Source organism: Sphingomonas sp. G-3-2-10, from assembly GCF_012927115.1.
GTDB lineage: Bacteria > Pseudomonadota > Alphaproteobacteria > Sphingomonadales > Sphingomonadaceae > Sphingomonas.
Map to the genome: position 1 here is coordinate 218,038 of NZ_JABBFY010000002.1, position 20,942 is coordinate 238,979.

The 20,942-nt window shown below is 66.1% G+C and carries 21 protein-coding genes; 13 read left to right on the forward strand and 8 right to left on the reverse strand.

Going from position 1 to position 20,942, the window contains the following annotated elements:
- Positions 1 to 24: 24 nt before the first annotated feature.
- Entirely contained in the window at positions 25 to 1,365 is a 1,341-nt protein-coding gene (locus tag HHL13_RS17640) for an MATE family efflux transporter (RefSeq protein WP_240953890.1), read from the forward strand.
- A 3-nt stretch (positions 1,366 to 1,368) separates the two neighbouring features.
- A complete protein-coding gene (locus tag HHL13_RS17645) occupies positions 1,369 to 2,586 on the forward strand; it encodes an argininosuccinate synthase (RefSeq protein WP_169557250.1) in 1,218 nt (405 codons plus the stop codon).
- A gap of 6 nt (positions 2,587 to 2,592) precedes the next feature.
- Here HHL13_RS17645 and HHL13_RS17650 read toward each other — a convergent pair whose 3' ends face one another.
- Together HHL13_RS17650 and HHL13_RS17655 are read right to left on the reverse strand one after the other, a co-directional pair.
- Positions 2,593 to 3,042, reverse strand: a complete 450-nt coding sequence (locus HHL13_RS17650) for an MEKHLA domain-containing protein (protein WP_346775584.1) — start codon at positions 3,040 to 3,042, stop codon at positions 2,593 to 2,595.
- Positions 3,039 to 3,821, reverse strand: a complete 783-nt coding sequence (locus HHL13_RS17655; RefSeq protein ID WP_169557252.1) for an arginine deiminase family protein — start codon at positions 3,819 to 3,821, stop codon at positions 3,039 to 3,041. The genes HHL13_RS17650 and HHL13_RS17655 overlap by 4 nt, the downstream gene beginning before the upstream one ends.
- A gap of 123 nt (positions 3,822 to 3,944) precedes the next feature.
- Here HHL13_RS17655 and HHL13_RS17660 point away from each other — a divergent pair, with 123 nt between their 5' ends.
- Positions 3,945 to 5,039, forward strand: a complete 1,095-nt coding sequence (locus tag HHL13_RS17660; RefSeq protein ID WP_169557254.1) for a hypothetical protein — start codon at positions 3,945 to 3,947, stop codon at positions 5,037 to 5,039.
- 16 nt (positions 5,040 to 5,055) lie between these two features.
- Here HHL13_RS17660 and HHL13_RS17665 read toward each other — a convergent pair whose 3' ends face one another.
- Positions 5,056 to 6,267 (reverse strand): glycosyltransferase family 2 protein, encoded by a 1,212-nt coding sequence (locus HHL13_RS17665; protein ID WP_169557257.1) that lies wholly within the window; start codon positions 6,265 to 6,267, stop codon positions 5,056 to 5,058.
- 200 nt (positions 6,268 to 6,467) lie between these two features.
- On the opposite strand from HHL13_RS17665, the gene HHL13_RS17670 reads away from it, so the two are divergent.
- The 3 genes from HHL13_RS17670 to HHL13_RS17680 all read left to right on the forward strand — a co-directional run bounded on the left by HHL13_RS17670 (position 6,468) and on the right by HHL13_RS17680 (position 10,618).
- Positions 6,468 to 7,058 (forward strand): methyltransferase domain-containing protein, encoded by a 591-nt coding sequence (locus tag HHL13_RS17670; RefSeq protein WP_169557259.1) that lies wholly within the window; start codon positions 6,468 to 6,470, stop codon positions 7,056 to 7,058.
- 9 nt (positions 7,059 to 7,067) lie between these two features.
- On the forward strand, positions 7,068 to 8,849 hold the full coding sequence (locus HHL13_RS17675) for a hypothetical protein (protein WP_169557261.1): 1,782 nt from the start codon (positions 7,068 to 7,070) through the stop codon (positions 8,847 to 8,849).
- Between the two features lie 74 nt (positions 8,850 to 8,923).
- Complete coding sequence (locus tag HHL13_RS17680) at positions 8,924 to 10,618, forward strand: hypothetical protein (RefSeq protein WP_169557263.1); 1,695 nt, start codon at positions 8,924 to 8,926, stop codon at positions 10,616 to 10,618.
- Positions 10,619 to 10,624: 6 nt separating this feature from the next.
- Here HHL13_RS17680 and HHL13_RS17685 read toward each other — a convergent pair whose 3' ends face one another.
- The 3 genes from HHL13_RS17685 to HHL13_RS17695 all read right to left on the reverse strand — a co-directional run bounded on the left by HHL13_RS17685 (position 10,625) and on the right by HHL13_RS17695 (position 13,023).
- Positions 10,625 to 11,218: a YdeI/OmpD-associated family protein gene (locus tag HHL13_RS17685; RefSeq protein ID WP_169557265.1), complete on the reverse strand. Its 594-nt coding sequence runs from the start codon at positions 11,216 to 11,218 to the stop codon at positions 10,625 to 10,627.
- A 44-nt stretch (positions 11,219 to 11,262) separates the two neighbouring features.
- Positions 11,263 to 11,592, reverse strand: a complete 330-nt coding sequence (locus tag HHL13_RS17690; protein ID WP_206377116.1) for a DNA primase — start codon at positions 11,590 to 11,592, stop codon at positions 11,263 to 11,265.
- Between the two features lie 195 nt (positions 11,593 to 11,787).
- Positions 11,788 to 13,023: a multidrug effflux MFS transporter gene (locus HHL13_RS17695; RefSeq protein WP_169557267.1), complete on the reverse strand. Its 1,236-nt coding sequence runs from the start codon at positions 13,021 to 13,023 to the stop codon at positions 11,788 to 11,790.
- Between the two features lie 109 nt (positions 13,024 to 13,132).
- Here HHL13_RS17695 and HHL13_RS17700 point away from each other — a divergent pair, with 109 nt between their 5' ends.
- The 4 genes from HHL13_RS17700 to HHL13_RS17715 all read left to right on the forward strand — a co-directional run bounded on the left by HHL13_RS17700 (position 13,133) and on the right by HHL13_RS17715 (position 16,465).
- On the forward strand, positions 13,133 to 13,621 hold the full coding sequence (locus HHL13_RS17700; protein ID WP_169557269.1) for a hypothetical protein: 489 nt from the start codon (positions 13,133 to 13,135) through the stop codon (positions 13,619 to 13,621).
- A gap of 122 nt (positions 13,622 to 13,743) precedes the next feature.
- Positions 13,744 to 14,697 (forward strand): isopenicillin N synthase family oxygenase, encoded by a 954-nt coding sequence (locus HHL13_RS17705; protein ID WP_169557271.1) that lies wholly within the window; start codon positions 13,744 to 13,746, stop codon positions 14,695 to 14,697.
- A 51-nt stretch (positions 14,698 to 14,748) separates the two neighbouring features.
- Positions 14,749 to 15,090 carry a hypothetical protein gene (locus HHL13_RS17710; protein ID WP_169557272.1) on the forward strand — a complete coding sequence of 114 codons (342 nt, stop codon included), beginning with the start codon at positions 14,749 to 14,751 and terminating at the stop codon, positions 15,088 to 15,090.
- A gap of 82 nt (positions 15,091 to 15,172) precedes the next feature.
- The gene (locus HHL13_RS17715) at positions 15,173 to 16,465 is read left to right on the forward strand and encodes a homoserine dehydrogenase (RefSeq protein ID WP_169557274.1); all 1,293 of its coding nucleotides are present in this window, start codon (positions 15,173 to 15,175) and stop codon (positions 16,463 to 16,465) included.
- 10 nt (positions 16,466 to 16,475) lie between these two features.
- On the opposite strand, the gene HHL13_RS17720 is transcribed toward HHL13_RS17715, so the two are convergent.
- Both HHL13_RS17720 and HHL13_RS17725 read right to left on the reverse strand, forming a co-directional pair.
- Positions 16,476 to 16,817, reverse strand: a complete 342-nt coding sequence (locus tag HHL13_RS17720; protein ID WP_169557827.1) for a hypothetical protein — start codon at positions 16,815 to 16,817, stop codon at positions 16,476 to 16,478.
- A 75-nt stretch (positions 16,818 to 16,892) separates the two neighbouring features.
- Positions 16,893 to 17,225 (reverse strand): hypothetical protein, encoded by a 333-nt coding sequence (locus tag HHL13_RS17725; protein WP_169557277.1) that lies wholly within the window; start codon positions 17,223 to 17,225, stop codon positions 16,893 to 16,895.
- A 114-nt stretch (positions 17,226 to 17,339) separates the two neighbouring features.
- Between HHL13_RS17725 and glpX the strand changes: the two genes are divergently transcribed.
- Genes glpX through HHL13_RS17740 form a run of 3 tightly spaced genes read left to right on the forward strand, consistent with a single transcriptional unit; the run spans position 17,340 to position 20,941 of the window.
- Positions 17,340 to 18,305 carry a class II fructose-bisphosphatase gene (gene glpX, locus HHL13_RS17730; protein WP_169557278.1) on the forward strand — a complete coding sequence of 322 codons (966 nt, stop codon included), beginning with the start codon at positions 17,340 to 17,342 and terminating at the stop codon, positions 18,303 to 18,305.
- A 1-nt stretch (position 18,306) separates the two neighbouring features.
- On the forward strand, positions 18,307 to 19,059 hold the full coding sequence (locus tag HHL13_RS22870) for a CPBP family intramembrane glutamic endopeptidase (RefSeq protein ID WP_206377117.1): 753 nt from the start codon (positions 18,307 to 18,309) through the stop codon (positions 19,057 to 19,059).
- A 25-nt stretch (positions 19,060 to 19,084) separates the two neighbouring features.
- Positions 19,085 to 20,941, forward strand: a complete 1,857-nt coding sequence (locus HHL13_RS17740; protein WP_169557280.1) for a CocE/NonD family hydrolase — start codon at positions 19,085 to 19,087, stop codon at positions 20,939 to 20,941.
- Position 20,942: the final 1 nt, after the last annotated feature.

A 20,942-nucleotide genomic window follows, 5' to 3' on the forward strand; every position in this document is an offset into this window, starting at 1 on the left:
CCGCGAATTGCCTAAGCGGCGGCAATGTCCGCCCTGCCCCTCACCCGCCGGTCGATCTTCGCGCAGGCATGGCCGATCATGCTCGGCCAGACCACCGTGCCGCTGGTCGGCATCGTCGATACGGCAGTGATCGGGCGGACCGGCGACGCGGCGGCGCTGGCGGGCGTGGCGCTGGGCACGACGATCATCAACTTCCTGTTCTGGAGCTTCGGCTTTCTGCGCATGGGAATGACGGGGATGACCGCGCAGGCGCAGGGCGCGGGGGACGCGCAGGAAGTCGATGCGATGCTGATGCGCGGCGTCGTCATCGGAGCGGCGCTGGGCGCGGTGCTGCTCGCGCTTCAGCTGCTGCTGATCCCGCTTGCCTTCCGGGTTCTGGACGGCGGGGCGGACGTCGATGCGCAGGCAAAGACGTTCGTCGCCGCGCGGATGTGGGGCGCGCCGGCCAGCCTTGCGGTGTTCGCGATCAACGGCTGGCTGCTGGGCCTCGGCCGCAGCGGTGCGGCGCTGGCGCTCCAGATCGTGATGAACCTGATCAATATCGGCCTCGACATATTGTTCGTGTGGCATTTCGATATGGGCGTGCGCGGCGTGGGATATGGCACCGCCTGCGCCGAATGGACCGCACTGGCGGTGGGGCTGCTGATGGTAGCCCCGCATCTGCGCGGGGTGGCGGACCGGGCGCGGCTGTTCCACCGCGCGGCGATGAAGCGGCTCTTCGCGGTCAACGCCGACATCATGATCCGCACCGTCGCGCTGCTGCTGATGTTCGTATGGGTCACCAATGCCGGGGCGCGGCTCGGCACCAATGTGCTCGCCGCCAATCAGGTGCTGATGCAAGCGATCAGCCTGGTCGCTTTCGTGCTCGACGGCTTCGCCTTCACTGCGGAATCGCGCGTGGGCCATGCCATCGGCGCGCGGAGCCGGCCCGACCTGATCCGCGCGATCCGGCTGACGAGCGAATTCTCGTTCGTCTGCGCCGCATTGTTCGGCGTGTTGCTGATGGTGGCGGGCGCGCCCGCGATCCGGTTCCTCGTGACAAATCAGGACGTGCGCGACATCGCCATCGCCGCGCTGCCGCTGGTCGCGATCCTGCCGCTTCTCGGCACCCCGGCATGGCTGCTCGATGGCATCTTCATCGGCGCGACTGGCGGCCGAGCGCTGCGCAACGCCGCGATTCTGGCGACGGCTCTGTACATCGCGACCGACCTGATCCTGCGCCCGTTCGGCCTGTGGGGCCTGTGGGCGGCGTTCCTGATCAGCTATCTCTATCGCGCCGCCGCGCTGGGCGCATACATGCCCGGCTTGCTGCGCGGGCTTTCGGACCCTATTGCGCGCACCGTTCCCAAAACCCCGGAGTCGTAGCCCATGTCAGAGAAGATCAACCGCGTCGTCCTCGCCTATTCGGGCGGTCTGGACACGAGCGTGATCCTGAAATGGCTCCAGCAGGAATATCAGTGCGAGGTGGTGACCTTCACTGCTGATCTGGGCCAGGGCGAAGAACTCGAGCCCGCACGCAAGAAGGCCGAGATGGCCGGCGTGAAGCCCGAGCACATCTTCATCGACGACCTCAAGGAAGAGTTCGTCCGCGACTACATCTTCCCGATGATGCGCTCGAACGCGCTGTACGAAGGCCTGTACCTGCTCGGCACGTCGATCGCGCGTCCGCTGATCGCCAAGCGCCAGATCGAGATCGCCAAGCTGGTGAATGCCGACGCCGTCAGCCACGGCGCGACCGGCAAGGGCAATGATCAGGTCCGCTTCGAGCTGGGCTATTATGCGCTGAACCCGGACATCAAGGTGATCGCGCCGTGGCGCGAATGGGACCTCACCAGCCGCGAACGCCTGATCGAGTTCGCCGAGAAGCACCAGATTCCGATCGCCAAGGACAAGCGCGGCGAAGCGCCCTTCTCGACCGACGCGAACATTCTGCACACTTCGTCCGAGGGCAAGGTGCTCGAGGATCCGTGGCAGGAAGTGCCGGATTATGTGTACTCGCGCACGGTGAACCCGGAGGACGCGCCCGACGCGCCCGAGACGATCACGATCGATTTCGAACGCGGCGACGGCGTCGCGCTGAACGGCGAGGCGATGTCGCCCGCGACCCTGTTCGCGGCGCTCAACGAGCTGGGCCGCAAGCATGGCATCGGGCGCCTTGATCTCGTGGAAAACCGGTTCGTCGGCATGAAGTCGCGCGGCATGTACGAGACGCCGGGCGGCACCATCTATCACCTCGCCCATCGCGGGATCGAGCAGATCACGCTGGATCGCGGCGCGGCGCATCTGAAGGACGAGTTGGCCCCGCGCTATGCCGAGCTGATCTATAACGGCTTCTGGTTCTCGCCCGAGCGCGAGATGCTGCAGGCCGCGATCGATCACAGCCAGGAGAAGGTGACCGGCACGGTTCGCCTGAAGCTGTACAAGGGCAGTGTGATCGTCACCGGCCGCAAGTCGCCCTATACGCTCTACAGCGAGAAGGTCGTGACGTTCGAGGACGATCAGGGCGCGTACGACCAGCGCGACGCCGCGGGCTTCATCAAGCTCAACGCGCTGCGCCTGCGTCTGCTCGGCCGCCGCGAGGGCTAGGTCAGCTCAAAGGTCGGTCCAGCGATCGAAACTCGCTGCCTGACCGTGGATCGCACCATCCGCATCGATCAGGTTCCACACGATGGCCTGTTCGATGCGGAAGCGGCTGCCATCCGCCGCGATGCGGATGCCGCTGTAATCGTCGATAAAGCCGTCCCGCGTCACGCGCTCCAGCAGCGCGCTGCGTTCGTCGCGATGCATCGGCTCGGCGGACAGGCGCGACGGCATGGCGACGAACGCCTCGAGGCTGGTGCCGAACCGGTTGAGTGCGGCGCGATTGCCGAAGAAGAAGATCGGGTCCGTCTCGGTCCCATGCGCGAGAATCACACGCGGCGCACTCCATAACGCTTCGGGCGACGGTACGAGGTCGCGCCCGGTCAGCCGGCGATGGCTCGACGCGATCAGTTCCAGCCGCGCTCGCATCTCCGGTGCGGCGAACCGCGACGGCAGCGTCACGCGGCGTTCCACCGCAGCGACATGCACGACAGCCCCGCATCGATCCGCGCGACGTGCGTCGTGTCGAGCAGCTTGAGCCGATAGCCTTCTCGATCCAGCCGCTCGGCGATGCGCGGATGGCCGTCCGACAACAGCAGCGTGTCGTTGATCCGCAGCGCATTGGCGGCGGCTTCCTCGCCGGGATCGAGCGTCAGCACGCGGAACCCGGCGAACAGCCCGCTCACCGCCCCCGCCTGCGTGGTCAGGATCGTCTCTTCGTCGATCAGCGTGGCGATGGTCTTGAGGTGCAGCGCCTCGCGCGGCGGCTCGACGATCGCCGCCTTGCGCCCCAGCGTGCCGAGCGCTTCCACCAGCGCCGCCGCGCCCACGGCATCGGTCCGTGCCGACAGGCCGATCAACGCCCGATCCGGCGTCACCATCACATCGCCGCCATCAGCAGAACCTTCGCCGATCCGGAGCACCTCGCCGAAGTGGCGACCGAGCACCGGCGCGAGTTCGGCGACTTCGCCGCGCCGCGTATCAGCGCCGGAATTGAGCAGGATCGCGCCTTCCCCGAACACCAGAGCCGGATCCTCGACGAAGATCGAATCGGGAAACGCTTCCAGGGCCCCGAGAATATCGAGCGTCAGCCCGGCCTCGCGCAGCGCATCGGCATAGGCGGCATGTTCGCGCAGTACCGCATCATAATCGGGCGCGGGACCATCGCCTGCGTGAAGCCCGCCGACGACCGAGCGGCCCGGAGTGCGGAGGATGGCATGGGTGAAATCGTGACAGGTCATGAACCCTGATAATCCGGCAAGCTGGTCCGGCGAAAGCGGGATCGTCCCGCTTCGGCGGCGATAGTCTTTGCGTCCGCCTTCACGCCACCTATCCTCGACGGCCGAACGCGGGGGAGATCAGCGATGCACGACATGGATCATTGCCACATGCATGGCGGCAACGTCGCGGGGCTGGTGACCGAATATCCGCTCGACTGGCCCGGCGCCGAGCCGACGACCGGCAGCGCCGCGGCGGACTCGACCCATTGCTGCACCCCCGGCGGCGGATCGACGCACGAACTGGTCTATGATCACGATGGCGGCACCGTCTTCTGGGTCTCGGGACAGGAATATGACCATATCGCCCGCGTCACGCTCGACGGAATGGCAACCTATTTCGCGATGCCGCCGGGCAGCAAACCGCACGGCATCAAGTTCGACCAGCAGCACCGGCTCTGGCTCACTTTCGAGGGTTCGGGCGAAGTCGTGCAGATCCATCCCGACGGCAGCATCGGTGCGCGGATCGACGTGCGCATCAGCGGCCCGGGCATCGATCCGGCAATCAACACGCGCCCGCATGGCCTTGGCATCGGCCATGACGGCGCAATCTGGTTCACCGGCAAGCTGACCAACACCCTCGGGCGTATCGATCCGGTCACGTTCGAGGTGCGCCACTATGCGCTGCCGACGCTGGGCGCGGTGCCGATCTATCTTTCGGCCGGACCCGATGGCGATATGTGGTGTACCGAGCTGACCAGCAGCCGGATCGCACGGATCCCGGCCGCCGGTGGACAACCGGTCGAAACGGTCATCCCCACCGCCAACAGCCGCCCGATCGCGATCGTGGCGGGGCCGGACGGGCGGATGTGGTTCAGCGAGGAAGCGGGCGGCAAGATCGGCCGGGTCGAGGCGGATGGATCGATCACCGAATTCCCGGTGCCGCTGACTGCGTCGAGCGCGATCCTCGCGGGCCTCGCCTTCGACAATCTCGGCAATCTGTGGGTCCAGCAATATGTCAGCCCGCCGCCGACCGGGCCGGTAGCGGACGATTATATCGTGCGCCTGAGCGCCGAGATCGCGCTGGCGCAGCGTGGCGACCTGTCCGGCGTGGGCATCAGCTATTTCCGCGCGCCGTCGCGCGGCACGGTGATGCATCGCATCACGCAGGGGCCGGACGGGAATATCTGGTTCAGCGAACTCGGGATCAACCGGATCGGAAAGGTCCAGATCGCATCCTGAACCGGCCGATCGGCAGTCAACGGCGCGGCTGATCCAGCAGGCCGATGAAAAAGGCAGTCACCACCATCTGAAGCCCGACACAGCCCAGCAGCATCGACGGGATGGTCAGGCGCATCAGTGCTGCGGGGTTCAGTCCGCCAAAGCCGCTCGACGCCCAGATCGCGGTTGCGGTCGCCGCGCCGGCGATGCCGCCGGTCAGCATCAGACCGCCAAGGATGCAGGCGCGCTCGACCGAGAACCAGTTGCGCACCCGCCGCATCAGCCCGCTTTCGGGCCACATGCCCGCGATTGTACCGTATCGCCGCGCCATCACGCTGAGACCGATCAGCTGCGATCCCATCAGCACCGCCATCGCGGCGAAGATCATCGTGTGGATGCCGAACTCGACCCCGCCCACATGCACGTCCCCGCCGATCAGCCCGAGCACGCCGAACAGGCCCACAGCGGCAAGCGCGACGCCGGGATAGAGGAACAGGAATTTCGGCGCGAAGATCAGCAGGAAGCGCAGATGCCGCCAGCCGTCGCGCCAGGTGCGCAGATGCGGCGGACGCGAGCGCCCGTCGGGCTTCAGCGTGGTCGGCACTTCGCGGATGTCGAGCTTTTCGATCGCGGCCTTGACCACCATCTCGCTCGCGAATTCCATTCCCGGCGCGGTGAGGCCCAGCTTCTGGATGCTGTCCCGGTTGAACGCGCGCAGGCCACAATGGAAGTCGCCGACCGGAATGCGGAAGAAGGTGCGGCCAAGAAAGCTCAGCACGGGATTGCCCAGATAGCGGTGAAGCGGCGGCATCGCGCCTTCCTCGATCCCGCCCTGAAAGCGATTGCCCATTACCAGTTCGGCGCCGTCGCGAAGCTGCTCGACGAACGGCATCAGCCCGCCGAAATCGTACGAATCGTCGGCGTCGCCCATCGCGACATATTTGCCCTTGGCCGCTTCGATCCCGCCGATCAGCGCCGCGCCATAGCCGCGCGCGGGGACGTGGACGATGCGCGCGCCCAGCGCATTGGCGATCTGCTGCGACCCATCGGTCGAGCCATTGTCGGCGACGATCACTTCGCCCTTCAGGCCATGATCGGCGAGAAACGCCTTGGCCTTCTTCACGCACACCGCCAGCGTTTCGGCTTCATTGAGGCAGGGCATGACGATCGACAGTTCGATCGCTTCCTCCCGCGCTTCGGGCGGGCGGTTGGGGGCGTGAAACGTCTTGAGCGCGCGGGCAGCGGACATGGAAGCTCCCAAAGTGTCCTGATTGTCCTGCCCGCTGTGCCCCGCCGCGTTTCAAATTTTGGTTAACGACAGGGCCAAATAAATCGTGCCGAACACGCACGGAAAGGGTTCGCGTTAACCATTTCTCATCGGATCGCCCTCTAGCGTGACCCGCGACAAGACCGCCGAACCTTTCACGCGGTCTGCCTCCGGAGGTTAAGATGCTCGGTTCCGTTCATGGCAAGCTGGTGTTCAATCGCCGCATCCAGAAGCTAGCGACCGCGATCGCCGATCGCCTGCCCCAGAACGCACGCGTGATCGACGTGGGCTGCGGCAGCGGCGACCTTGCCGTGCTGGTGATGCAGATGCGCCCGGACGTGAAGATCGAAGGGATCGACGTGCTGGTCCGCCCGGATACGGCGATCCCCGTCACCGAATATGACGGCTATCATATCCCCTTCGAAGACAATCATTTCGACGCCGCGATGGTGATCGACGTGCTGCACCATACCGACGATCCGCAGGCCGTGCTGGGCGAGATCGCTCGCGTCGCGCCGCAAGTGATCATCAAGGACCATCTGCGCGACGGCATCGCCGCGGGCATCACGCTGCGCTTCATGGATTGGGTCGGCAACGCCGCGCATGGCGTGCGCCTGCCGTACAACTATCTGTCGCACCGCGAGTGGAAGTCGATCTGGGGCAAGCTCCATCTCGATACCGGAAAGTTCACCAAGCATCTCGCACTCTATCCGCGTCCGTTCAGCTGGTTCTTCGATCGCGGGCTGCATTTCGTAGCCGTGCTGTCGCGCTGACCTGAGGAAATGACGACCGGCCAGCCGAACGACGCCCTAGCGCGTCGCCGGGCGATCCGCCTCGACCTGGTCGTGGCGGTCGCGCTGGCGCTGATCCTGACGATCGGCTGGACGCTGACCGACTGGGGCCGGCTCAGCCGCATGCTGCTGCCCGATCCCGACGACATGATGCGCATCGCGCAGGTGCGCGACTGGATCGCCGGACAGGGGATCAACGACTGGACCCAATATCGCATGGCGCCGCCCGAAGGTTCGCCGATGCACTGGTCGCGAATCAACGATGTCGGCATCGCCGCGCTGATCCTGCTCGCCACACCGTTCGCGGGCCAGGCCGGTGCCGAGATGTTCGCGGTGCTGGTCTATCCGGCACTGCTGTTCGCGCTCGCCCTCTTCCTGTCCGCCCGCATCGCGCGGCGGCTATGGGGACCGTCCGCCGGACCGATCGCGGCGGTACTGATGGCGCTGGCCTATCCCGGCACCACCGTCTTCATCCCCGGCCGGATCGATCATCACGCGCTTCAGGTCGTGCTGATCCAGATCTTCGTCCTGCTGCTGATGCGCACGCCCACGTTGAAAGGCGGGATCCTGACCGGACTGGCAGCCGGACTCAGCCTCGTCATCGGCCTCGAAACCGCGCCGCAGGTCGCAGCCCTCGTCGCGGTGCTGGCGATGCTGTGGGTCGTTCGCGGCATGAACGAGCGTTCGCGCCTCACCGGCTTCGCGGCAGGCCTCGGCGTTTCGACGTTGTTCTTCCTGACTTTCCTCCGCCCCACCTTCTGGTCGCCCGCCTTGTGCGACGCCTTCACCCCCGCTTCCTCGACCGGCACGCTCGCCGTCGCCGCGGCGCTCGGCGCGCTGGCCGCAACCACGCCCCGGCTGGCCAGTTGGCAGGTCCGGATCGCGACCGGCGCACTGCTCGGCGCTGTGTCGCTCGGCCTGACGCTGTATCTCTTCCCGAGCTGCATCAGCGGACCCTATGGCGAGATGGACCCGTTCCTGCTCAAAGCCTTCATGCCCTATATCGACGAGGCCAACAGCGTCTTCGAACAGCCGCGCCTCGCCCGGATCATCGCCATCGGCGGCGTGCTGGCGGCAGCGTGCATCACCTCGGCATGGATGATCTGGCGCGCGCCGAAACGCTGGGCGGTGCTGCTGCCGATCGCGGCGGTGATCCTCATGTCCGGGTTGATCATGCTGCTTCAGGTGCGCGGCGCCTATATCGGCGCACCGCTTGGCGCGCCTGTGCTCGCCGGGCTGGTCGTTGCGGCACGCGCGCGGACGACGTGGCAATTGCCCGCCGTGATCGGCGCATGGCTGGCTGGCGCGGGCATGGCCTATGCCACCATCCCCGAGCAGATCGAGCTGCGGGTGGCGCGCGACACGTCGATGGTCAATCGCCCCACCTTGCAGGTCGTATGCAGCGGCGGCGACGCATGGGCTCAGGTCGATCGCTTCAAACCGGGCGTGGTCATGGCCGGCACCAATGTCGCGGCCTATCTGATGGGCGCGACGCATCATTCGACGATCGGCGCGGGCTATCACCGCAACAACACCGGCAACATGGCGATGTACCGTTTCTTCCTGAGCAAGCCCGACGAAGCGCGAGCGATCGCGGCGGCGTGGAAGACCGACTATGTCGCCTTCTGTCCCGGCGATTTCGTCGAGATCGACGTGACGCGGAACTACCCGGACAGCATGGCCACCCGGCTCCAGCACGGGCAGGCGCCCGCCTGGCTCCAGCCGATGCCGCTGAAGGACACGCCGCTGCGCTTCTACCGGATCGTCCGGTAACCTCGGAAAAGCCGTAAAAAATGCCCGCCCGCCCCGCTTGCGGCGCCTACCCCGCTCGCCCTACAAGCCAGCCGATGGACAGGGGCGAAGCACTGCAATGGTGGCAGACACGAACGTTTGTGGCGTTCGTCACCATATTGGCGATGATCCCCCTGATCTGGCCCGACGTGCCGCCGCTGGTGGACCTGCCCGGCCATATGGGGCGCTATCGCGTCCAGCTCGAATACACCCAGCATCCCTGGCTCTCGGAATGGTATAATTTCGAGTGGAGCCTGATGGGCAATCTGGGCGTCGACCTGCTCATCATTCCGCTGTCGAAGATTTTCGGGCTCGAGCTGGCGGTGAAGCTGATCGTGCTTTCCACCCCGCCGATGACCGTCGCCGGGCTGCTGTGGATTTCGCGCGAAGTACATGGCCGCATTCCCGCCACCGCATTGTTCGCCCTGCCTTTGGCCTATGCCTTCCCCTTCCATTTCGGCTTCGTCAATTTCGCGCTGTCGATGGCCTTCGCGATGCTCGCCTTCGGGCTGTGGCTGCGCCTTGCGCGGCTGGGCAAGCTCAGGCTTCGCGCGATCATCTTCGTGCCGCTGTCGTGCATCATCTGGGTGACCCACACCTTCGGCTGGGGCGTGCTGGGCGTGCTCGCTTTCTCGGCCGAACTGATCCGCCAGCACGACATCCGCCCGCGCCGCGAAGGCGGCTGGCGGCAGGATTTCGTCACGGCCTGGGTGATCCCGTGGTTCAAGGCCGGAATCCAGTGCCTCTCGCTCGCTCCGCCGGTGCTGCTGATGCTGGCATGGCGCAGCGGCGGCGGCGTTTCGGGCCAGACCGGCGACTGGTTCAATTTCCGCGCCAAGATCCTGTGGGTGTTGCAGGTGTTCCGCGATCGCTGGCAACTGTTCGACATCGCCAGCGTCGGCGTGCTGTTCCTGCTGCTGCTCAAGGCAGTGCGCGATCCGAATATCCAATATTCGCGCAACCTGGGTCTGTCGGCGATCTTCCTGCTGGCGGTGTTCCTGCTGCTGCCGCGCATCGTGTTCGGATCGGCCTATGCCGATATGCGGCTGGTGCCGTTCATGATCGCGATCGCGATCATCGCGATCCGGCCCAAGCCTGGCATGCCGATCCTCGGCGCGGCCACCGTCGCGCTGCTCGGCCTGAGCTTCTACACCGCGCGCATCGTCTCCACGACCTGGTCGTTCGCCAAGTACGACGCCTCCTACGACGAGGAACTCGAGGCGCTCAATCACGTGCCGATCGGCGCGCGGCTGGTCAGCTTTGTCGGCGAGACCTGCTACAACGAATGGCGGATGACCCGCCTCCAGCACATCCCCGGCCTCGCGCTGGAACGGCGGCTGGCCTACACCAACGATCAATGGTCGATGGCCGGCGCGCAGCTGATGACGGTCAAATATCTGCGCGGTCGCGACCGGCTGGCGCGCAGCTTCATCCACGATCCGTCCGAACTGGTCACCGACGTGCAGTGCCCGCGCGAATATTGGCGCCCGGTCGCCCGCGCGCTGGCGCTCTTCCCGCGCGATGCGTTCGACTATGTCTGGCTGATCCGCCCGCCGCATTACGACACGCGGCTGGAACAGGGCCTCGTGCCGATCTGGAAGGGCGGCGACGGCAGCACCCTGTTCAAGGTCGATCACGCGATCCCGGCAGGCGTCCTCGAACCCGGCGACCTGCCGCGCCCGAAGCGCGAGCGCGACATGCCGATCCCGGACAATGCCGCCGAACTCGTCAACTCGATGTCGCCCGAATAAGCAGCCCTAACAGGCTTCGTATTTCCAGTTGCGGCGCTTGCCCTCGCGCATCCAGCCGACCGCTTCGGCGACGCGCTTGGCCTTGGTCTCGGGCCGCTTTGCTTCGGCGATCCACTCGCAATATTCGCGGCGGCAGCCCGGCGGGAAAGCGTTGAAGGTCGCGGCGGCCGCATCGTCCGCCGCCAGCGCTTCGGCCAGTTCGGGCGGCACTTCGGCTTCGGGCTTGGGCGGCTTTCCGGCGCGGGGCGACTTGGCACCGGAGTCGATCAGCGCCATCGCGCTCTTTACCTGCGCCTCGATCTCCCCGGCGGAGGGCAGATCGTCGAGCGAGGCGATCCGGCCATATTGGCCCATCGCTTCCCCTTCCTTGCCCGTCGCCAGTTCCTGTCGCGACCAGAAGCCGAAGGCCGCATGGGTCTTGAACGCCGCCATATTGGCCAGCGGCTTGCCCTTATAGTCGAAGAAGGGACTCGACCATTTGATCGCCTCGACCACGTCGGGACAAGCGGCATGGACGCGGTCGCGGAGCCAGGCGAGAATCGGTTTCGCGAAGTCGGCGCGAGCCTCGATATAGGCGTCGATGCGCGGGTCTCTGGTCATGGCCTTCCCCTTCGGAGGCCATGCTATCCCGACGCGTCACCCGGTCAAGGTGCGAGCGCGTCCTCGTCGGCTTCGCCCAGCTCGTCGAGATTGTCCTCGTCGAAATCGGCCTGAACCTCGTCCTCCGCGCGGCTTTCGGCCGTCAGCTCGGCATCGTCATCCTCTTCGCCCAGTTCGTCGTCGACCATCCGCAGATCGTCTTCGAGCGTATCGGGATCGTCGCCCAGATCGGGCGGCAGGTCGGTCAGGATCATGCCGTCGGTCGGCCCGTCGCGCGTCGCCTCGAGGATCTCGGCCCGCTGGCTTTCGTCATAGCCGTCCTCGTCATAGCCGTCGTCGCCGGAACCCTGTCCCGTCACCTGATAACCGCCCATCGCGAACCTCCATTCTCGCCTGTCATCAAGGCGCGAACGGTGCTGGGGCGGAGTCGTTCCGAATCCGGGCGACAAACGGCCCGGCGCTACCCGGTGAAGCGGCACCAGCCCGCTTCCCCACCCGGCCACCCAATCAGATTACTCTTGTGGGTGGCCGGGTGGGGAAGCGGGCCGGTACCGCCCGACCAAAGCGCCTCAGGTTGCGCGGAACAGCCGCCCGCGCTCGGCCACGGCGATGATTCCGAACGCAAGCACGCCCAGGATGAAGAAGCCCGCGTAAAGCGGCACGGTCGTCCCGTTGAACGCCTGCCCGATCAGCGCGCCGATCAACGCGCCGCCCAGGGTGGTGGTGAAGCCCTGCAGGCTCGACGCGGTGCCGGCGATGTCGCCCATCCGCTCCATCGCCATCGCCGAGAAATTGGCGTTGGCCAGCGCGATGAACAGCATCATCGCGCCTTGCAGGATACCGAAGGTCCACAGCGACTCCGCGCCGCTCCACGCGACCAGCAGATGCAGCCCCGCCAGCACGATCAGCACCGCAAGCGCGCTGTGCGAGATCAGCCGCATTCCCAGCCGCATCACCAGCCGCGAGTTCATATATGCCCCTACCGCCATCATGCTGGCGACCGCGGCGAACATCACCGTGAGCAGCTTGGGCTGGTGGAACACATCGGCCATGATCTGCTGGATCGACCCGATAAAGCCGAACATGCCCCCCGAAAGCAACGTGATCGCCAGCGTATAGCCCACCGCGGCGCGGTCCTTCATCACCAGCGCATAGTCGCGCGCGATCCGCGCCGGATGGAGCGACTGGCGCGCATCGGCGCTCATCGTTTCGGGCATGCGCAGCCAGAACCACAGCATGACCAGGCCCGACACGCCGGCCACGCCCCAGAAGATCAGGCGCCAGTTGCCGAAAAGGAGCATGAGTTCGCCGAAATTGGGCGCGACGATCGGCGCGGCCATGAAGACGATGAAGGCCAGGCTCATCACTCGCGCCATCGCCCGGCCCGAATAGCAATCGCGCACCAGCGCCACGGTCACCACGCGCGCGCCTGCCGCAGCGGTGCCCATCGCCGCGCGCGAGAGCAGCAACAGCTCGAAACTGCCCGAGATCGCCGCGACCGCGCTGGTCAGCACATAGGCGCCCAGCGCCACCAGCAGCACCGGCCGCCGTCCGAACCGATCCGACAGCGGACCATAGACCAGCTGCGCAAAGGCGAAGCCGATCAGGAATGAGGTGATCACATATTGGCGGTGATTGGCCGTCGCCACGTCGAGGCTGTCGCCGATCGCGGGCAGCGCCGGCAGCATCGAATCGATGCCCAATGCGGTCAGCGCCATCATCGCCGCGACCAGCCCGACAAACTCCTTGAAGCCGAGCGGCGCGCGGTTCTCCCGCTCGGTATCGATGGTCGTCAGCTGGTCCATGATTCCGGAAGCCAATGGCGGATCGGAACGCCCGCGTCACCCCCCAGCTTGACGCAGCGTCAATTCGATCTTAGTGTATTGTATAAGTGATACACTGTGTGAGGCTTACATGATCCGCTATGCTGCTGCTCTGCTCCCGCTGACTCTCGCCGCATGCGGCGGCACCGGCGGCAACATCACGATCAACGACAAGGACGGTAACGTCTCGATCGTTACCGACGGCAACGGGCAGACCAGCATCAAGGCCCCGGGCGTCGACATCACCGCGAAGCTGCCGAAGATTTCGCTGGATTCTGCGGACTTCGATATCAGCGGGCTGAAGCTGTATCCGGGCTCGAAGCCGCGCGACTTCAAGGTCGATGCCGGCAATGGCGGCGCAGGTCCGGGCGGCGACCATGTCGCGATCTCGTTCGACGCCCCCGCTCCGCTCGCCACGGTCCAGGGCTGGTATCGTGACGAAATGGCCAAGAAGGGTTTCAAGGTCTCGCCACAGGGCGACGGCTTCGCCGGCACCACCGACAAGGGCGAGCCGGTCACGCTCGAATTGCAGGCGGACGGCGCGAACAAGTCGAAGGGCACGCTGACGGTCGGCGCGTAATTTTGTTGGCGCCGTACCGGCCCGCCTCTCCAACCGGGAGCGCGCCGGTACGGTCGCCGCGCTTGGCACGGGCACACAAGAAGCGCTAATCTGAGGGGTAACGACTCCTCCGGAGATTTCTTTTGTCCGATACCATTCTTGCCGAAGTCCCGCTGATCTCGATGAAGGATCAGCCCACGGACCCAGACGGCTTCGCCCAGGCGTTCGGCGCCTCGTTCCAGCGCTTCGGCTTCGCGATGGTCGCCGATCACGGCGTCGATCAGGCGCTGATCGACCGCGCATGGAAGATGACCGAAGCCTTTTTCGCGCTGCCCGAAGCCGACAAGCGCGCTTATTATGTCGAAGGCGGCGGCGGCGCGCGCGGCTATACGCCATACAAGACCGAGATCGCCAAGGGCGCGACCCATGTCGATCTCAAGGAATTCTGGCATATCGGCCGCCAGCTGGCCGCCGGTCACCGATTCGAAAGCGTCATGACTCCCAATATCTGGCCCGATGCGCCGGAGGGGTTCCGCGAGACCTTCCTCGAACTGTTCGCGGCGTTCGACGCGGCCGGCGACCGGCTGCTTTCGGCGATTGCACGCTATCTCGACCTCAAGCCCGACTGGTTCGATCCGGCGGTCAAGGACGGTAACTCGGTCCTGCGCCTGCTCCATTATCCGCCGGTGCCCGCCGACGCGCCCGAAGTCCGCGCTGGTGCGCATGAGGATATCAACCTCATCACCCTGCTGCTCGGCGCCGAGGAATCGGGGCTGCAACTGCTCGATCGCAATGGCGACTGGCTGCCGGTCAAGCCGCCCGAAGGGGCGATGGTGGTCAATGTCGGCGACATGCTGCAGCGGCTGACCAACAATGTCCTGCCCTCGACCACGCACCGCGTCGTCAATCCGCCGCCTGAGCGCCGTAACAAGCCGCGCTATTCGATGCCGTTCTTCCTGCACCCCGCGCCCGATTTCGTCATCGAGACGCTGCCGGGCTGCATCACCCCGGACAATCCGAACCGCTATCCCAAGCCGATTTCGTCGCACGATTATCTGATGGAACGGCTGATCGAGATCGGACTGATCAAGAAGTAACGGCCAATCGCGGGCGTGGACGGGATTCGTCCCGTCCGCTATTGTGCACGCATGACGGCGAGAGCGAAGCGGATGCGTAACGCGATACTTGCAACCTTGCTGGCGCTGGGCCTTTCGGCTCCGGCGGCAGCGCAAAACTCGCCTCGCCCGTTCTGGGCAACGCAAGCGCTCGCCTATGGCAATTGCATCGTGAAGGCCGATCCGAAAGGCAGCCTTCGTTACGTCCGCGCAGCCGCCGGGACCGCCGCGGCCAGCGCCGCCCGCTCCGCGCTGGCGCCCGTACTCATCAAGTGCGAGTCCGCGCTGGGCGCATGGGCGCCGCATCTGCGCGAAGCCGATCGCCGCAACGCGGTGCAGGCGGCACTCCAACGGACCCGCAACAAGCAAAGCTAAACGCGCCCCTCGTTTCGAGAGCGTTGCGGGCAGGGGCGACACGCCCTAGGCAGCACCTCCGCAATCTGAAGGAATGAGCGATATGGGCGAAACGCTGCGCGTGGCATTGGCTGGCCTTGGAACCGTGGGCGGGGGCGTCATTCGCCTGCTCGACACCAATGGCGACCTGATCGCGCGCCGCGCCGGCCGGCCGATCGAGATCGTCGCAGTTTCCGCGCGCGATCGCACCAAGGATCGCGGCTTCGATCTGAACCGGTTCGACTGGGTCGACGATTCTGCCGAACTCGCGCGTCATCCCGATGTCGACGTCGTGGTCGAACTGGTCGGCGGTTCGGACGGTCCCGCCCTCACCCTCGCCCGCGCCGCGCTGGCGGCGGGCAAGAGCGTCGTCACCGCCAACAAGGCGATGATCGCGCATCACGGCCTCGAGCTGGCCCAGGCCGCCGAGTCTGCCAATCTCGCGCTCAAGTTCGAAGCGGCCGTCGCGGGCGGCGTTCCGGTGATCAAGGGCCTGCGCGAAGGCGCCGCCGCCAATGTGATCGGCCGCGTCTATGGCATCCTCAACGGCACCTGCAATTTCATCCTGTCGAAGATGGAAGCCGAAGGCCGCGACTTCGCCGACATCCTCGCCGAAGCCCAGCGTCTCGGTTACGCCGAAGCCGATCCCAGCTTCGACATCGACGGCGTCGATGCCGCGCACAAGCTGTCGATCCTCGCCAGCCTCGCCTTCGGCACCCAGCCGGCGTTCGATGCCGTCGGCATCACCGGCATCCGCCACGTGATCGCCGCCGACATCGCCGAAGCCGCGTCGCTCGGCTATCGCGTCCGCCTGCTCGGCATCGCCGATTCCGCCGCCAATGGCGGGCTGTTCCAGCGCGTCCACCCGCATCTGGTCCATGAAAGCCACCCGCTGGCGCATGTCACCGGATCGACCAACGCCGTCGTCGCCGAAGGCAATTTCGTCGGCCGTCTGCTGTTCCAGGGCGCTGGCGCGGGCGATGGCCCGACCGCCAGCGCGGTAGTCGCCGACCTGATCGACATCGCGCGCGGCGAATTCGGCCCGCCCTATGCGATGCCCGCCGACGCGCTTGCGGCCCAGCCAGCAGCCGACAGCGGCGAGCGCCGCGGCCGCGCCTATGTCCGCTTCACCGTCGCCGATCGCGTCGGCGTGCTGGCCGAGATCGCCGCCGCCATGCGCGACGCAGGCGTCTCGATCGAAAGCCTGATGCAACGCGGCGCCAATCCCGACGGCAGCGTCCTCGTCGCGATCGTCACCCATGAAGGGCCGGAGCGCGCCGTCGCCCATGCGCTGGAAAAGCTGCGCGGCTCGTCCAGCCTCGTCGGCGAGCCGATGTGGATGCACATTCTCGGTTAAATTCGCGGGATCAGGGCGCCAGTTCGCGCCGTACGTAGCGGACGCCGTTGGCGCCCACGGTCACCGACACGCCGACCATGCCGCCGCATTGCGCGGTGAACGCACCCTGCCCGCACGGCAGCCGCCCGCGTTCCTCGAGCAGTTCGGCGGTCTGGGCCGGCACCGAATTGGCAGGATTGGCCGAAAGCACGAACGGCACGCGATAGCGATCCGCATCGCGGCGCGCGCACACCACGATCTCGTCGCTGTCCGCATCGGCGCGGCAGGGCCGGTCGGCTCGCGTCATTTCGCGCGCCTTGCTGACCGCGGCGGCCAGATCGGCATCCTGAGCGGCAAGCAGCATCATCGACATCAGCAGCACGGCCCAAGCCTCCTTCCGCCCCCGGAACGATGCTTGTGGCCCCTGCTTGTGGCGAAATTTTGGAAATCAGTCGCTGGTGCGGATCAGCGTCGCGCCGTTGCTGGGGCAAACCGGCGCGCCGGTGGTGCCGCAGGCCATACCCTGCGCGCGCTCCAGCTCACGCTGCTTCGGATCGGCCAGCGTCGTCGTTGCGCCGGTCAACCGGTATTGCTGGCCCGGATCCGTCCGGCACGGGAACGCCACCCCGCATCTCGGTGTCAGGCGCACCATGCGCACCGGGGCGCGCTTGCGGGTCCGGACGCTGCGTTTCTTGGTGGTGGACTGACGCGCGCGCTGCGGTTCGGGCGGCATCGCATAGGCCGGCGAAGCGATACTCAGCGCGAGGGTCAGGAGAATCATCGACGGCTTTCCTTCATTCGATGTGATGTCCACCCAACGCGCATCCACGGTGATGGTTGCCGATAGGCCTCGCCTCCCCTATCGCCCCCACAAAAGTTGAGGGGTGATGATTCAATGACGACTGCCAGCAAGCATCTGGACCGCGTTCTCGTCCTCGAAATGGTGCGCGTCACCGAAGCCGCCGCCATCGCCGCGTCCACCCTCACCGGGCGCGGCGACGAGAAGGCTGCCGATCACGCCGCGGTCGAAGCGATGCGCGAAGCGCTCAACAATCTCTACATGGACGGCACCGTCGTCATCGGCGAAGGCGAGCGCGACGAAGCCCCGATGCTCTTCATCGGCGAAAAGGTCGGCTCGGCGATCGGCAGCGGCCCGAAGATCGACATCGCGCTCGATCCCCTCGAAGGCACCACCATCTGCGCCAAGGCCGGCCCGAACGCGCTGGCGGTGCTCGCCGTCGCCGAGGAAGGCGGCCTGCTCAACGCCCCCGACGTCTATATGGAAAAGATCGCGGTCGGCCCGGGCTATCCCGATGGCGTGATCGATCTTGCCAAGTCGCCGACCGAGAACATCAAGGCGATTGCCGCCGCCAAGGGCGTCGAGCCCAACGAGATCATCGCCTGCGTTCTCGATCGTCCGCGCCACGAAGCGCTGATCGCCGAACTGCGCGCGATCGGCTGCGGCGTGATGCTGATCGGCGACGGCGACGTGGCCGGCGTGATCGCTACCACCGATCCCTCGACCACGATCGACGTCTATATGGGTTCGGGCGGCGCGCCCGAGGGCGTTCTGGCCTGTGCCGCGCTGCGCTGCGTCGGCGGCCAGTTCAAGGGCAAGCTGATCTTCCGCAACGACGACGAGCGCAGCCGCGCGCGCAAATGGGGCATCGAGGATCTCGACAAGATCTACGACCTGACCGAACTGGCCAAGGGCGACTGCATCTTCGCCGCGACCGGCGTTACCGATGGCTCGCTGCTCGAAGGCGTGAAGCGCCTGCCGGGCAAGATGACCACCGAGAGCGTCGTGATGCGCGCCAGTTCGGGCACGGTACGCTGGGTGAAGGGCGAGCACCGGATCTGACGTGACTCAGCCGATCGCCGTCGCGCTGCTCGTCTTCGCAGCGGCGATGCTGACCTATTTCGTCCGCGACGACGTTCGCGAGTTCGCGCTGTTCAAGGCACTGACGACCAGTGAGGGGCGTCAGCGCCGCTATCTGATCTGGGTGGCGAAATCCTTCGGTCTGTTCAGCGGATCCGCGCTGATCGGGCTCGCGTTGCTCGGCAGGTTCGATGCGATCCTTACCCTGCCCGCGGAGTTCGGCCCCGCGCTCGCAGCCTTGCCGAAGCCGGACTTCGCGGCGGGCGAACTCCCGCTCCTCGCCGGCCTGATGATCGGTGCGGCAATCGGCGGCGGCATCCTCGGTGCGCTGATCGCCAGCCGCCGCAAGGACGGCAAGGCGCCGATGGCGGGCGATGTCGAGGCGCTACTGCCGCGAAACGGTCGCGAGACGTTGTGCGGCGCGCTTCTGTCGCTCAACGCGGGGGCGACCGAAGAGCTGTTCTTCCGCCTCTATCTGCCGCTGCTGCTGGTCCTGGCCGGACTGAATCCGGTCGCCGCTTTCGTCGTCGCTGCCATCGTCTTTGGGCTGGTCCATCTTTATCAAGGCGCCGCCGGCGTGCTGGCGACCGGCGTGCTCGGCGCGGCACTCACGCTCGCCTATTTGCTCAGCGGCAGCCTTGCGCTTCCCATTCTGTTGCATGTCGCGATCGACCTGAACGCACTGGTTGTCCGCCCGACCCTTACCCGATTGATGCGGCGGGCAAAGTCGCCTTAGGATCGGGTTTCCGATGGAGGTCCCGATGCGTCGAATATTTGCCCTTGCCGTCCTCACGGCGCTTGCCGCGCCGCTCGCGACCGCCACCGCGCAAACCCCGCCCGGCGCACCGCGCGAAGCCCCCTTCACCTTCGAAGCGGTGATGATCCCGATGCGCGACGGCGCGAAGCTGGAGACCGTCATCATCCGGCCCAGCGGCGCGAAGGGAAAACTCCCGATCCTGCTTCAGCGCGGCCCCTATGGCGTGCCGGGCGGCGCGCCCGGCGGCGTGCCGGGGCAGTGGAAATATCTGATGGCCGATGGCTACATCATGGTCTTCCAGAACATGCGCGGCCAGTTCAAGTCGGACGGCGATTTCACCATGTCGATGGCGCTGAGCCCCAAGGGCTCCAAGGCAGTCGACGAAGCCACCGACGCCTATGACACGGTCGACTGGCTGGTGAAGAACGTCAAAGACAATAATGGCAAGGTCGGGATGTGGGGCGTGTCCTATCCCGGCTATGCCGCGGCGGTGGCGCTGGCCAAACCGCACCCCGCGCTCAAGGCCGTCAGCCCGCAGGCGGCGTGGAACGACTGGTGGATGAACGACGATCTCCACCGCTATGGCGCGGCGCGGCTGTCCTACGCCACCGACTGGCTGTTCAGTCTCCAGAACAACGATCAGGGCAATGATTTCGACTATGGCGGCAAGACCCCGGTCGACACCTATGACTGGTTCCTGCGCCTCGGAAATGTCGAGAATCTCGACAAGCTCTATTTCAAGGGCACCGTGCCGCAGCTGACCGCGATGATCGAGAATCCCGATTATAGCGACTTCTGGAAGAAGCAGCGCTGGACCGATCATCTCGGCGTCACCAACGTCCCCACGCTCCATGTCGCGGGCTTCTGGGATCAGGAAGACCCGCTCGGCACATGGAAGATCTACGAGCGGATGGAGGAAAAGGACCCCAGGGGCCTGAACGTCATCGTCGGCGGCCCCTGGGCGCACGGCACCTGGCACACCACGGGCGACAAGGTCGGCTATGTCCCGATGGGCAAGGATGGCGGCACCGAGTTCATGCGCGACATCGAAGCGCCGTTCTTCGCCTATTGGCTCCACGGCAAGGGGGTCAAACCCGGCTATGAAGCGAAGATGCTGCAGAGCGGCTCTTGGGAGTGGAAGACCTACGCCAAATGGCCCGCGCCCGGCGCCACCGCGCGCAGCCTGTATCTTCGCGGCGATGGGAGCCTGAGCTTCGACGCGCCCGCCGCGGGCGAAGCGTGCCGCGACTATGTCTCCGATCCCGCCAACCCGGTGCCGTTCCGCGAGCGCCCGATCAGCCGCACCTACCCTTCGCAGGAATGGCGCTGGTGGGAAGCCGCCGACCAGCGCTTCGTCGATCATCGCCCCGATGTGCTGAGCTATGTCAGCGCGCCGCTCGACGCCGACCTGACCGTGACCGGCGCGTATAGCGCCACGCTGATGGCCTCGACCTCGGGCACCGACAGCGATTTCGTGGTCAAGCTGATCGACGTGCTGCCCGACGACTTCACCGCGCCGCCCAGCGGCGCGATCGGCGAGTATCCGAAGACACTCAACGGCTATCAATGGCCGATCGCAATGGAAGTCCGCCGCGGCCGCTGGCTCAAGAGCAACGAAAAATCCGAGCCGCTGGTCCCCGACCGGGTCGTCGCGTGGAACTTCGCGCTGCGCGACCACGACCATGTTTTCAAAAAGGGCCATCGGATCATGGTGCAGGTCCAGTCGAGCTGGTTCCCGATGATCGACCGCAACCCGCAGAAGTTCGTGCCGAACATCTACAAGGCGCAGCCCGGCGATTATGTGAAGGCGACCCAGCGGGTTTGCGCGGGGTCGCACGTCACGCTGCCGGTGATGCAGTGAC

Excerpts from the sequence above, each read along its gene's own strand:
- HHL13_RS17640 (WP_240953890.1), top strand. The coding sequence starts at position 25 with ATGTCCGCCCTGCCCCTCACCCGCCGGTCGATCTTCGCGCAGGCATGG.
- HHL13_RS17645 (WP_169557250.1), top strand. The coding sequence starts at position 1,369 with ATGTCAGAGAAGATCAACCGCGTCGTCCTCGCCTATTCGGGCGGTCTG.
- HHL13_RS17655 (WP_169557252.1), bottom strand. The coding sequence starts at position 3,821 with ATGACCTGTCACGATTTCACCCATGCCATCCTCCGCACTCCGGGCCGC.
- HHL13_RS17660 (WP_169557254.1), top strand. The coding sequence starts at position 3,945 with ATGCACGACATGGATCATTGCCACATGCATGGCGGCAACGTCGCGGGG.
- HHL13_RS17665 (WP_169557257.1), bottom strand. The coding sequence starts at position 6,267 with ATGTCCGCTGCCCGCGCGCTCAAGACGTTTCACGCCCCCAACCGCCCG.
- HHL13_RS17670 (WP_169557259.1), top strand. The coding sequence starts at position 6,468 with ATGCTCGGTTCCGTTCATGGCAAGCTGGTGTTCAATCGCCGCATCCAG.
- HHL13_RS17675 (WP_169557261.1), top strand. The coding sequence starts at position 7,068 with ATGACGACCGGCCAGCCGAACGACGCCCTAGCGCGTCGCCGGGCGATC.
- HHL13_RS17680 (WP_169557263.1), top strand. The coding sequence starts at position 8,924 with ATGGACAGGGGCGAAGCACTGCAATGGTGGCAGACACGAACGTTTGTG.
- HHL13_RS17685 (WP_169557265.1), bottom strand. The coding sequence starts at position 11,218 with ATGACCAGAGACCCGCGCATCGACGCCTATATCGAGGCTCGCGCCGAC.
- HHL13_RS17690 (WP_206377116.1), bottom strand. The coding sequence starts at position 11,592 with ATGGGCGGTTATCAGGTGACGGGACAGGGTTCCGGCGACGACGGCTAT.
- HHL13_RS17695 (WP_169557267.1), bottom strand. The coding sequence starts at position 13,023 with ATGGACCAGCTGACGACCATCGATACCGAGCGGGAGAACCGCGCGCCG.
- HHL13_RS17700 (WP_169557269.1), top strand. The coding sequence starts at position 13,133 with ATGATCCGCTATGCTGCTGCTCTGCTCCCGCTGACTCTCGCCGCATGC.
- HHL13_RS17710 (WP_169557272.1), top strand. The coding sequence starts at position 14,749 with ATGACGGCGAGAGCGAAGCGGATGCGTAACGCGATACTTGCAACCTTG.
- HHL13_RS17715 (WP_169557274.1), top strand. The coding sequence starts at position 15,173 with ATGGGCGAAACGCTGCGCGTGGCATTGGCTGGCCTTGGAACCGTGGGC.
- HHL13_RS17720 (WP_169557827.1), bottom strand. The coding sequence starts at position 16,817 with ATGTCGATGATGCTGCTTGCCGCTCAGGATGCCGATCTGGCCGCCGCG.
- HHL13_RS17725 (WP_169557277.1), bottom strand. The coding sequence starts at position 17,225 with ATGATTCTCCTGACCCTCGCGCTGAGTATCGCTTCGCCGGCCTATGCG.
- glpX (WP_169557278.1), top strand. The coding sequence starts at position 17,340 with ATGACGACTGCCAGCAAGCATCTGGACCGCGTTCTCGTCCTCGAAATG.
- HHL13_RS17740 (WP_169557280.1), top strand. The coding sequence starts at position 19,085 with ATGCGTCGAATATTTGCCCTTGCCGTCCTCACGGCGCTTGCCGCGCCG.